Annotated in this window: 11 protein-coding genes and 1 pseudogene; 4 read left to right on the top strand and 8 right to left on the bottom strand. The window is 27.2% G+C overall.

What is annotated here, in order from left to right; translation table 11 throughout:
- Window positions 1–95 precede the first annotated feature (95 nt).
- From pstS to pstB, 4 genes are all read left to right on the top strand, one after another.
- Window positions 96–1094 (top strand): phosphate ABC transporter substrate-binding protein PstS, encoded by a 999-nt coding sequence (gene pstS, locus CRU95_RS12490; RefSeq protein ID WP_129101448.1) that lies wholly within the window; start codon window positions 96–98, stop codon window positions 1092–1094.
- A gap of 118 nt (window positions 1095–1212) precedes the next feature.
- Entirely contained in the window at window positions 1213–2178 is a 966-nt protein-coding gene (pstC, locus tag CRU95_RS12485; protein WP_129101447.1) for a phosphate ABC transporter permease subunit PstC, read from the top strand.
- On the top strand, window positions 2178–2981 hold the full coding sequence (pstA, locus tag CRU95_RS12480) for a phosphate ABC transporter permease PstA (RefSeq protein WP_129101446.1): 804 nt from the start codon (window positions 2178–2180) through the stop codon (window positions 2979–2981). The genes pstC and pstA overlap by 1 nt, the downstream gene beginning before the upstream one ends.
- Window positions 2982–2986: 5 nt before the next feature.
- Window positions 2987–3769 (top strand): phosphate ABC transporter ATP-binding protein PstB, encoded by a 783-nt coding sequence (gene pstB / locus CRU95_RS12475; RefSeq protein ID WP_129101445.1) that lies wholly within the window; start codon window positions 2987–2989, stop codon window positions 3767–3769.
- 63 nt (window positions 3770–3832) lie between these two features.
- Here pstB and CRU95_RS12470 read toward each other — a convergent pair whose 3' ends face one another.
- The 8 genes and pseudogenes from CRU95_RS12470 to CRU95_RS16640 form a co-directional block, all read right to left on the bottom strand.
- Window positions 3833–4342 (bottom strand): NADPH-dependent FMN reductase, encoded by a 510-nt coding sequence (locus CRU95_RS12470; protein WP_129101444.1) that lies wholly within the window; start codon window positions 4340–4342, stop codon window positions 3833–3835.
- Between the two features lie 102 nt (window positions 4343–4444).
- The gene (locus CRU95_RS12465) at window positions 4445–5344 is read right to left on the bottom strand and encodes an AEC family transporter (protein ID WP_129101443.1); all 900 of its coding nucleotides are present in this window, start codon (window positions 5342–5344) and stop codon (window positions 4445–4447) included.
- A 123-nt stretch (window positions 5345–5467) separates the two neighbouring features.
- A complete protein-coding gene (locus CRU95_RS12460; RefSeq protein WP_164969787.1) occupies window positions 5468–6154 on the bottom strand; it encodes a gamma-glutamyl-gamma-aminobutyrate hydrolase family protein in 687 nt (228 codons plus the stop codon).
- Window positions 6124–7140 carry an amidoligase family protein gene (locus tag CRU95_RS12455; protein WP_129101441.1) on the bottom strand — a complete coding sequence of 339 codons (1017 nt, stop codon included), beginning with the start codon at window positions 7138–7140 and terminating at the stop codon, window positions 6124–6126. The genes CRU95_RS12460 and CRU95_RS12455 overlap by 31 nt, the downstream gene beginning before the upstream one ends.
- Window positions 7141–7222: 82 nt before the next feature.
- Entirely contained in the window at window positions 7223–9166 is a 1944-nt protein-coding gene (locus tag CRU95_RS12450) for a cache domain-containing protein (RefSeq protein ID WP_129101440.1), read from the bottom strand.
- Window positions 9167–9246: 80 nt separating this feature from the next.
- Window positions 9247–10869: a C4-dicarboxylic acid transporter DauA gene (gene dauA / locus CRU95_RS12445; RefSeq protein WP_129101439.1), complete on the bottom strand. Its 1623-nt coding sequence runs from the start codon at window positions 10867–10869 to the stop codon at window positions 9247–9249.
- Between the two features lie 176 nt (window positions 10870–11045).
- Window positions 11046–11732, bottom strand: coding sequence for an SIMPL domain-containing protein (locus CRU95_RS12440; protein ID WP_129101438.1), 687 nt, complete (start codon window positions 11730–11732; stop codon window positions 11046–11048).
- 643 nt (window positions 11733–12375) lie between these two features.
- Window positions 12376–12873, bottom strand: a pseudogene (locus tag CRU95_RS16640) (PLP-dependent aminotransferase family protein); the annotation flags it as partial.

Below are 12873 nucleotides of genomic sequence, written 5' to 3'. Positions count from 1 at the left end.
TAATTATTCTTAAGTTTGTTAATTAATACTGTAACCGTTTTGTAATTAAAGAAGATTAGAATTCTCTCACTAAATTAAAAAAAGGTAATTAACAAATGAAAAAAATCGCGTTATTAGCAGCAGCATTGCTAACAGTTTCTTCAGTTTCAGCAGCAGATTTAAAAGGTAGTGGAGCTTCTTTCCCTTATAGTGTTTATCAATCATGGATTGGTGCTTATTACAAAGCAACAGGTGTTCAAATTGATTATATTTCAAAAGGAAGTTCAGCAGGTATTAAAGATGCAAAAGCAAGAGCAGTTGACTTTGCAGGTACAGATGCGCCATTAAATCCTACAAAATTAGATAGTGCAAAATTATATCAATTTCCAGGTGTAGTTGGTGCAATTACAATGAGTTATAATATGCCAGATATTTCAAAATTGAGTTTGAGTAGATCTGCAATTGCAGGAATAGCTCTTGGAAAAATCAAATATTGGGATGATAAAATTATTACAGCTGAAAATAAAGGTGTAAAACTTCCTCATGAAAAAATTACTTTTGTACACAGAGCTGATGGTTCTGGAACTACATTTAACTTTACTTACTACCTAAGTAAAATTTCTAAAGACTGGAAAGAATCTTTTGGAGCTAAAAAGTCTCTTAACTGGCCAGGTAATCACCATGTTGGTGGTAAAGGAAATACTGGTGTAGCTGCACTTATCAAACAAACTCCATATTCTGTTGGTTATGTTGATTATGCTGATGCAACAAATAATAAACTTCAAATGGCTTCTGTTGAAAATAAAGATGGTCACTATATTGCACCTGAATTAAAAGCTTTCCAAGCTGCTGCTGCAAAAGCTGCTCTTGATCCTAAAAAAGACTTTTATGCTGTAATTGCTGATCCTTCAGGTAAAGATGTATATCCAATCGTTGCTGCAACATTTATTTTATTACCAAAAGAAGCAACTGATATGAATAAAAAAGTTACAGCTTTCTATGACTGGTCATATAAAAATGGACAAGCACTTGCAAGTGAATTAGGGTATGTTCCTCTTCCAGATGCATTAACAACTAAAATTAGTAAATACTGGGCTGACAAAGGTATTAAATAATATCGTCACACTAAACAACTTGAACTAAAGTTCAAGTTGTTTTTACCTTATCTTTAAAATATAAGTTTTCAAAAGTGTATTTTATGCATTTTTTAGAATTTATAAGTATTGGTTGTAAATGGAAAAAATTTTTAAAAATCTCTCTTTTATTAGTGCAAGTTTTGTACTAGTAGTTCTTATTGGAATATTTGTTAGTCTATTTAATTCAGCAAAACCTGCGATGAATGAATATGGATGGGGCTTTATTACTGATTCTTCTTGGGAAAAATATGTTACTGTAGAAGAACCAGAATCAAAATTTAAAACAAATGAGTCTACAAAAAAATCAACTGCAGCGGTTGAAGAAGAATCAGATGATGCATTTGATGATATTTTATTTGATGATTCCGATTCATTGACTAAAACTATTTATGGTGGATTGATTCCTATTGTTGGTACTATTCTTTCAACTTTGATTGCAATGGTTTTTGCTCTTCCAATTGCTATGGGAATAGCAGTTTTTCTAGCAGAAATTGCTCCAAAAAATATCTCTAATATGGTAGGTATAGCAATAGAACTTTTAGCTGCAATTCCAAGTATTATTTTTGGTATGTGGGGTCTATTTTATTTCGCACCGATTGTTCAAGGTATTGTAGGTGGATATCAAGTATCACTTTTAACAGCAGGACTTGTTCTTGGTGTTATGATACTTCCTTTTATGGCGGCAATTACAAGAGATAGTATGAGAACGACACCTGATGTTTTAAAAGAGTCTGCTTATGCTTTAGGTGCAACAAAATTTGAAGTTATAAAAGATATAATATTCCCTTATTCAAAAAGTGGAATTATTGGTTCAATTATACTTGCTCTTGGTCGTGCTTTAGGTGAGACAATGGCAGTTGCATTTTTGATTGGTTCTGTTTTTTCAATGCCAACAAAACTTACTGATCCTACTGTATCAATTCCAGTTGCTATGGCAAATAACTTTGGAGAAGCAACAGGACTTACGATGTCATCATTGTTTTATTTAGCATTTTTACTTTTTGTAATAAGTTTTACAGTTATCTCAATTGCAAAAATTTATTTTCTTAGAAAGGTTAATTAATGAGATTGTTTTTAAATAAGTTTATATTAATTTTATCAACTATTTCGGCTTTGATTGGTTTAGCTTTTTTAGGTTGGATATTAATTACTTTAGTAATAAAAGGATTGAGTTCTTTTCACCTTTCATTATTTTTTAATGACTTAATAAATGGAGGACTTAGAAATCTAATTATTGGTCAATTTATTATCGCAGGTATTGCCTCACTAATTGGTATTCCTATTGGAATGTTAGCAGGTATTTATCTACAAGAGTATGGTGGTAAAAAATTTGTAAGAGTTATAAGAGACCTTAGTGATATTATGATGAGTGCTCCATCAATTGTTATTGGTGCTTTCGTTTATGCAATTATTGTTGTTCCCACAGGAGGAACAAGTGGATTTGCTGGAAGTATTGCTTTAGCTATTATGATGATACCAATTGTTATTAATACAACAGATAATATGTTATCACTAGTTCCAAGAGAGTTAAGAGAAGCTGGTATGGCACTAGGTGCTAGTAAATATAGAGTTACCCTTGATATTGTTATAAAAGCTGCAAAAGTAGGAATTATGACAGGTTTACTTTTATCATTTGCAAGAATTATTGGAGAAACAGCACCACTTCTTTTTACAAGTGAGACAAGTAACTATTTTAGTTTAGATTTAACAGAAGCCTTCCCTTCACTGACTGTTAGTATTTACAATCTTGCAAATGACCCAGTTACAGCAAGCCGAGATTTAGCTTGGGCAGCATCATTTATACTTACAGCATTGGTTTTAGTGATAAACCTATCTGGAAGATACATTACAAGACACAAAGGATAAAATAAATGTCAATTATGAGTATAGAAAATTTTGGTTTTAGATATGCCTCTGCACAAACTAAATCATTAAATGATATTAACTTAAAAATTAAAAAAAATTCAATCACAGCTTTAATTGGACCTAGTGGATGTGGAAAATCTACACTACTTAGATCTTTAAATAGAATTCATGATTTATATCCTGGAAACGAATATTCTGGTAAATTGATGCTTTTAAATCAAAAAAAGAAAAAAATGGAAAATATTCTTGATTTAAAAAAAGAGAATAGTTTTATATCTTTAAGACAAAGAGTAGGTATGATATTTCAAAAACCTACACCTTTTCCAATGAGTATTTTTGATAATGTTGCTTATGGTTTAAGAATATCTGGAATTAAAAATAAAACTGAACTATCAGATAGAGTTGAAATGGCTTTAAAAGGTAGTGCTTTATATGGTGAAGTAAAAGATCGTATGAATAAAAGTGCCATGGGATTAAGTGGTGGACAACAGCAAAGATTGTGTATTGCAAGAGCGGTTGCTTTAAAACCTGAACTTTTATTATTTGATGAACCAACATCTGCACTAGACCCAATATCGACAGCTGCTATTGAAGAGTTGATAGTTGAACTTAAAAATGAAGTAAGTATTGCAATTGTTACACATAATATGCAACAAGCAAGTAGAATTAGTGAATATACTGCTTTTATGTATTTGGGAGATTTAATAGAATATGATGAAACATCAAATATATTCTTAAATCCAAAAGAGAAAAAAACTGAAGATTATATTACTGGAAGATTTGGATAATTAAAAATAACAGTTATTTTATTGTTATTAAAAAAGGCAAAGTTATTTTAACTTTGCCTTTTTTTAGTCTCTTGAAAGTTTAACTAACTGTTTAATCATAATTTTTGCACTATCTTCACTTAGAGGTTTTTCATAAGTTGTTAATAGTTCTCTTGCTAAAATATTTGCACCTAAGTGCTGAAATTGTATTCTCATAGCTTGAAGACCTTTTTGTCCTCCACCACCACTGTGTGTTGCTAATCCTACAATTTTTTCATTAAAAGCATCTCTCCAAGATTCAGTTGCTCTTGAAGTCCATGCCATTGCATTATTAAGAACTGGTGGCATAACTCCATTATATTCAGGAGCAACAATAATAAATGCTTTTAGAGATAAAATTTTATTTGCTAATTCTTTTGCAGTATCTGGAATTCCATTTCTTTCTTCTTCTACAGTACTATATAGAGGTAAGTCTAAATCCACTAAATTAATAACTTCTGCTTCAACATTTTCAATTGTTGCTAACTCTTTTAATTTATCACCAAGTTTTCTATTATTACTTGCACTTGCAACTAATATTCCTATTTTTGACATTTTTATCCTTTATAATATTTTTTGAAATATACCATACAAAACTTTACTCTTTATAACGAAGAAAATCAATATAAAAACCTAATATTATTTTAAATATCCAATTTATTGCATCATAAAATATAATGCTCCTGTGGTAGCAAAAGAGAAGATGATACCATATCCTACAATTGCAGAACACAATCTTGGAGCTAATCCTGCCATAGATGCCATAGCACCTGCTGTTATCATAGCAGGCATTGCAGCTTCTATAATTGAAACTTTTGCTGGTAATCCACTCCAACCAAATATAAAACAAATAAGAAAAGCAATTGCTGGACCAATAATAAGTTTTATAAAACTTGAAACAAAAAATGGCTTAATATCATGGGCTGGTATTTTAAATTGTAATTGTAAACCAACAGCTACTAAAACTAAGGGCACAATTGTATTTGAAAATATTTTTAATATGTGTATTACCATAGGTGAAAGAGTTGTTCCCATAAGTAAAAGACCAACAATCAATGAAAGAAAAGGAGGGAAAGTCACAACTTTGATAGTAATAATTTTAAAATTAGTTTTTCCACTACCTGAGTACAAAGTTAAAACAAAAGTTGCATAACTGATTAAAAATATGAAAGTACCAAGTTGATCATAAATAAGTAAATAAGCCATAGCCTCTTGCCCATAATAAGCATTTATTAAAGGAATACCTAAAAATGAAGTATTACCCAAAACAGTCACTAACATCAAAGCACCTGTAACTTCTTTCGTAAATTCAAGCCATCTTGAAACATAAAAAGTAATAACAGCAGTAATACTCATAACACTCCATGCAATTACTATTGGGATTATCATTGTAAGTGATATATTCATTGTAGGGATTTCAAGAAGTATCATAGCTGGCATCGATATATAAATTACAAATTTATTTAAAATCTCAGGAGTATTTCCGGGGAATGCCTTAAGAATTTGAAATAAATAACCTAATCCAATACATAAAATAATAAGTATAAAATTTTCCATTATAATTGCCTTTAATAGAGTTCAGGCATATTGTATCTTCAAGAAGATCAGTAGTTGTTTTTAATGGTTTAGGTGAAAATAATAGAATGCCTAATTAGTATGTGAATAGTATCAAAAAAACAATTAATCTTTTAACTTAGATTTAACAGTATCCACAAATATTTTAAAAATCTTTAAATGTTGCTTTTTGTAAAAAAGATATTCAGGATGCCATTGTACTCCAAATATTAAATTATTTTCATCTTTTTTTGATATTGATTGAATAATATTATATTTATCAACTGCTTCTAATTTAAAAGATTCAGGTAGTTTTTGTACAGCTTGATGGTGTAATGTATTTATCTTTAAATTTGAAGTTTTTAAACATGTATCTAAAATACCACCTTTTGTTACACTTATAGTTTTCCAAGGTAGTGGAGTATATTTGTAATCATATCCATCTCTTCTTATGTCTTTGCAAAGTTCTCCTCCAAAAAATATATTTATTAGTTGATATCCTCTACATATTCCAAAAACTGGTTTATTATTTTCTACAGCTTTATTTAAAAGTGTATACTCTAAAACATCCCTTTTATAAGATATTACATCTTCTAATTTGCAAGTTTTATCTTCAATAAAAGCATTATATAAATCATTTCCTCCACTTATGAGTAATCCATCCATATCTAAATCATCATAGGGTTTATTGGGAGTGATTATTTTAGTACGAGCTCCACATAAAAAAAGAGAAAAGATTATAAAGAACCTAGATACAAATCCTTTTTTAGGACCTGTAACTATTATAGTAGGTCTGTTATGTAACCATGACATTGTTCTATCCATTCATTTTTATTAAATAAAGGTGAATCAAGTTGAATCAAAAACTCTTTACTCATTTTTGTAAATACTTTTTCATTGTTTGCTAAGATTTCAACTATTACCCATAATTGAAACTCTTGAGAAAGATTCCATCTAAATAGATTTACTTTTGAATTTGGTAATCGATAGTGATATGTAGGTCTTGGATTTATTTTCTCTTTTGGAAGATGTTTTCTTACTTCTTTTTCATTCCAAAAAGCTAATTGTGGCAACATATCTAAAATACGATTTCTTGTAGGATTATATTTTATGTAATCTTGCAGAAACTCTTCTTTTGTTGGTTTATAATCTAAATCAATAATTTTTTTAATATACTCTTTTGGAAAATCATTTATATAAGGTGAAACTTTTCTTGCAATATCAACTTCACTTTGTAGTTCTATCCATTTTTGAATAATTAAAAATGATTTAAAAAGTCTTAGTACATCTTCAATATTTTGACTTGGTGGCTCTATATTAAAATGAACTCCAAAGGCATAATAAAGTGAATGAGTAGTCCCTAATGCTCCATTTAACCTAAGACTTTCAATTAATCTATCAGCTTCTTTTAGGTCTTTAATTGGTATTGGAGGAGTTGCTATTTCAAAAGGTACAAATCGCTTTGATGTTTTATCTACAATATCATCTATACTATGGGACATATTTCCTATTATGTTACTAAGTTTATTAAATAAATTATCAGTTTGCATTTTTTGGAGTAATTGTGCATCTAGTTCAAATTTAAAGTTTCCATATTTAGTATCTTTTAATTCAAGTTCATATTTTGTAATTTTTTCTAAATTTCCACCAAATAATTCAGACACAAGCTCAGCACTTTTTTCTAATGAAAGATTTGAGTACTCAATTTCAATACCTAGATGTCTTGGTTCATTTTTATTATTAAAAAAAAGTTTTGACAAATACTTCTTCTCTATTACTTCTTGGTGGCTTATTTGCATACTACTCCTTTTAATCTTTTTATTATAAAGATAACATAAGTTATTTAAACATAACTTAATTATTTTTTAAGATAGGATGTAATTATTTACAATTTTTTGGTAGTTTTATAGAAAATTGAGCACCTACATAAGTTTCATTGTTATATTGAAATTCTTCATTTGTCGCATTGATTTCTCCATTCATATTTGTAATGATTTGTTTACTCATATAAAGCCCAATACCAGTTCCACCCATGTCTTTTTTAGTCGTAAAATATGGTTTAAATACATCACTTAAAATATCCTTAGGAATCCCACCATTAGTGTCTTTTATTTTAATATATAAAAAAGTATTGTCTTCAAAAACATCAATAAATACATATTGCTTTTGAGTTTTATGTGGAGATTTTATAAATTCATCTTTTGCATTCTTTATAATATTTATAAAAACTTGTAAAAGTTCATTTTGATAGCCACTTAGATATGTTTCCTTTATATTTTTAATAATTTCAATATTACTAGTTTTAAATTCTGAACTAATTAATTTTAATGTTTTTTCAAAAATAGTTTCTATATTAAAGTATGTTTTCTCTTTACTTGGATTGAAAAAGTTTCTAAAATCATCAATTGTAGTAGTTAAGTGAATAACTGAATTGTCAATATTATCAATTGCTTCGTTTATTTCTTCTTCAGAGTTATGACTTTCATCTTCTTTATTTAGCCTTAGAAGGCTATTTGACATGCTTATTAAGTTTAGTGGCTGTTTCCATTGATGTGCAATATTTCCAATCATTTCTCCCATAATTGCCATTTTTGATTGTTGAATTAATAGCATTTCTTTTTCAATTGTTTTTTTTGTTTCTAAGTCTAAGTTTTTTCTATATTCTTTAAATTTTGTAGCAATGATATTTGATACATAAAAAGAAATTGCTATTAAAAAAAGTGTCATAATACTACTAATAATTAGTATCTTGTTTATAACTTGCTTACTATTTTTCGTAAGTTCAATTTCTCTTTGTTTTATTACTTCATTTAACCTATCTAAATAAAAACCATTTCCAATTACCCAATTCCACTTCTCAAAAAGTTTTATATAAGAGATTTTTGCAGATGATTTATAGTTTGCATTATAGGTTGATAGATAATCTAAATATCCTTCTTTATTAGTCTTTGCAAAATTCAATATATCTTTTACGACAAAATCACCTTTAGAATTTTTTACTTTTAGCCTATTTTGACCAATACATTCTGTTCTAATATCAGACAGACAATTACCATTTAAATCATATACAAAGATATATCCATTTTCGTTGTATCTAAATCTTGTAATCCATTCTAAAACTTTTTTCTTTACCTTCTCTTGAAAGTCCATGGTATATTCACCAGTACCAATAACTACATTATATGGTTCAAAATATTTGTAAAAACTTATTTTTTCGTAAGCGTGAGTTTTGTTATTTGGTTTATACCAATAGTACTTATCAAAGGCTTCATTTTTATTTTTAATTGTTTGGGTTATTTTTTTTACAAATTTATAACCTTTCGCATCTTCGTAATCAAGCATATTTTTTCCCTCAAACTCTTTATTAAAGGGTTGTAATATCTTAACACCATTTATGTCATCTATAAAAAAATAACCTCTATTATTATTGTAAGACATTCCTGTTAATGCATGTTTTATAGTAGTTAGTATGCGTTTTTTTGATCTTGTTTGTTCGTTTGAAAACTCATTTGATTCTTCTGTATAAAGTATATTTGCTACTTTGTATGCTTCATATACTTTTTCTTTGATAGTTTTTTTTAAATTTTCTTCTGATTTACTTATTTCATCATTTATTAAAGAGATGATATTTAATACTTCATATCTAACAATTTTTTTGTTTTCATTTAAATAGTTCGTTTTTAAAATATCAACTTCTTTTTTAACATCTTGTTTTTTTTGTTCAATAAATATGTATGTAATAATAAAAGAGAATATTATTACAGGTATTATTGCTCCATATTTAATTAAATTTAAAATATTTTTTTCATTATCAAAAAATTTCATAAGATTCCTACATTAAATAAATTATTTAATTATAGCTAAAGGAAATAAAAAGAAACTTTCGATTATTAAAAAATAATAATTTAGTTATAAAATTTTAGTGCTGAATCAATATCAGGTTTTAAAATTAATTTTTTTGAATCAAAAATAATCCCAAATTTATTTAATTTATTCATTATTCTCTTATTTACGCCAGTTATTATAAGAACTTTTTCATTTCTTTCAAAGTTCTCTATCATTGATTCTATTGCAACAAGAGCAGTCATATCTATCATTGTTACATGCTCCATATTTAAAATAACAATTTTTATGTCTTCTTTTGTAGAAATTAGTATTTTAAGAGCATTTTGTGCTGCACCAAAAAACATAGGTCCATTGATATTATAAATAGCAATATCATTTGGAATATTTTCATGAACAATAGAGTGCTCTTTATTAATAAGTTCAATAGAGTATAATTCTATAGTTCTTTTTATAAATAAAATAGAAGCAAGTCCCATTCCCACAGCAACAGCAATTTGCATATCAAGAAGTACAGTCAAAGAAAAACATACTAATAATACATAAACATCATGTTTGGGTGCTACTTTTATTATTTTTATAAAGTGTTTGACTTCTGACATATTCCAAGCAACAACTAAGAGTAAAGCAGAAAGTGAAGCCATAGGTAAAAATGATAAATATGAAGCAAAAAATAGTATTGAAAAAAGAATAAATATAGAATGAATAATCGAAGAAATTTTTGCTGTTCCACCTGATTTGATATTTACAACAGTTCTAGCAATTGCAGCAGTTGCTGGTATACCTCCAAAAAAAGGAACTACAATATTTGCTATTCCTTGTCCTATTAACTCTTTATTTGGATTTGTTCTATTGTTTGTCATTCCATCTGATATTACAGCACATAATAACGATTCTAAAGCACCTAATATGGCAATTGCAATACTATGTGGCAATAATTTATATAATAAATCTAAATTTAAATCAGCCATCGAATAATTAGCCCAAGGAATATTGAACTGCAAAGGAATAGGGGGAATTCCGTTTCCTTTTATTTCTCCTATTTGATAACTAAAAGTTGAAAAAATAGTCGATATTTGAATATCTGGATTATTTGAGTTAAATAAATAAACTCCTATTGTAACTATTGATAAAGCAATCAAAGGAGCTGGTATTTTAGTTTTTACTTTTGGCCATAATATTAATAAGCCCAAAGTTATTATTCCTACAATTAATTCATTGATTTGAAATGTAGGAAAGGCTTTGATTAAAGTATAAACTTTTTCATAGAAATGACCAGTAAAAGATTCAATCTTTAAACCAAAAAAATCTTTTATTTGAAAAGTAGCAATTACTACAGCAATACCAGTTGTAAATCCAACAGTAACAGGATAAGGAATTAGTTCTATTAAGTTCCCAAGTTTAAATAATCCCATTAAAACAAGAATAAATCCTGACATTAATCCACACAATAAAAGTCCAACAAGTCCAAATTCATGTACAATTGGAATTAAGATGACTACAAAAGCAGCAGTTGGTCCTGAAATATTTATTTTACTGCTACCAAATATAGATGCTAATATACCAGCGATAATAGCAGTGTAAAGACCATTTTGTGGTGGAACACCAACTGCAATTGCTAATGCCATAGATAATGGCAATGCAATAATTCCAACGGTTAGACCTGAAAATATATTGTTTTTCATTTGTTTTCTTTTTGATTAATTTTATAGGTAGTATTTTTTAGATCAGTATTTTTCATAATTTATTTCTTTTAAAATTTAAGCATATATTTCAGTAGTATAACTCGCAATAACTTGTTAAACCTTAGGTGAATAGATAAAGTAGTAATTTAATAATAAAAGAGCTAAACGCTCTTTTATTATTTACAAAGAAAAGTATAGTTTGTATTTATTTTAACTTCTAAAGAATCATCAATAGGTTTAGCAATACTAGATGTTTTACTCAAAGCTGAAGCTTCCATAAGCGTATTTCTAAGTACAGGTGTATATCTTTGATCTTTAGAAATATTAATATCTTTAATGCTACAAGTTTTATTAGAAAATAATTTTTCTAAATTTTTTGCATAATCAATTCCAAAAGTAAAAGCTTGATTTTCTAACTTTCTGTATGAAACTAACATCTCTTCTTCTGTAAGAATCGGATTAGAAGTACCTATTGATGTTTTATTTATATTTGATTTATTCAAATAATTTATGAATTCATTTAAACTTTTAGTATCATCATATGTACAAGTAAAATTAATATTAGAAATATACCCTTTATTTTCTTTTTTATTATTGATATAAACAATATTTGGATTTATCGAGTATTTGCCTCCACTACATTCTAAATTCTTATGTTCTTTTAAATCTTTTACTTTCTTTAATATTGATTCCATATTATTTTGTATAGTATCAAAACTTGGACTTTGATTTTCTGCTGAAACATTAATTTTGTAGCTTGTAGTTTTTGCAGTATTTGTAAAACTTTCATTTAATGAGATTGTTGTTGCATTTAGACTTAAAAATGATCCCCAAAATGCTAATATTAGTAGTGTTTTTTTCATAATATTCCTTATTTTTTATTTTTAAAACTCAAGTATATCATTTAAAAGATAATGCTTTGTAAATCAGTTTTATCTGTCTTTTCAAGAACAAAATATAGAATAACACAAATTTTATCTATTTCTTTGCCATTATCGTTTATAATGAGGTTAAATTAAAAAATAAATATTTAACATAAAAGGTAAACGATGGGATTAGGTGTCCCAGTACTTAGATGTTTATTATTGCCTTTAAACTACCATAATATAAGACTTCTAATTCAATTTAAGTTTTAAATAAAATACAAAAGTCCTTGAATAGTCCTTGTCAAAATAATAAATTATGAGTAAATTAAAAAGTTCACTTTTTTCTTCCATAATCACTTAAGGTTTATGGAACTTTGCAGTTTTTACTTTTTGAACACTTTATGGAACACGGAAAACTTACTTGAGTACTTCGTGTTTCAAAACCTAGTGGTTAAGAAAGAGATTATTCAAAATTTTGTATTCTATTTCTTGTTGATAAATCATACTATTATGGAATATATTAAACCAAACCTATTGATGATTAGGTTATTAATATTTTAGTTAGGGAAAATTAGCAAAAATTAACAAAATTTTTAATCTATAGTTATAAAAGAAAAATTAGTCTATAATTATTAAAATATTATTTACATATAGCCAGTAAAAAAACTTTTGAAAAAATTTCCACAGAAAAAGGAATCTCTTCTTCTAAGAAGCTCCCAAATCCCATACATATAGCTTTAAATGTTGCAGTAGAATCTGAATGTATATAATAAAGTTTTATTTTTTTGTTTATTGCCTCTTTTTCAAGTATTTCCCAATTTATTTTTACAATAGGCACAATAACTATTGATAATCCACTTCCTTCTCTTAGTATTTTAATCTTATCCTTTAAATAAAAGAGTAAAGATTCTTTCATAATGTTATGTTTCTTTTTATTTAAAATTCTAGTTTTCCTTATGTGTTTTTCCCAATAACCATCTTTAATAAATAATTCAAGCGTTTTTTGTGTATCAATAGATACACCAGAGAAATGAAAATTAAATTTCTCTTTGTATAGTGGCAATAATATTGTTGGTAACACAAGATAACTAACTCTTAGAGCAGGAGAAAGAGATTTTGAAAATGTACCTGTATAAAT

This window comes from Arcobacter sp. F2176 (assembly GCF_004116465.1).
In the GTDB taxonomy this organism is placed as follows: Bacteria; Campylobacterota; Campylobacteria; order Campylobacterales; family Arcobacteraceae; genus Arcobacter; species Arcobacter siniprincipis.
The sequence above is the reverse complement of the archived record's forward strand: the minus strand, read 5'-3'. Positions and strand labels throughout refer to the sequence as shown.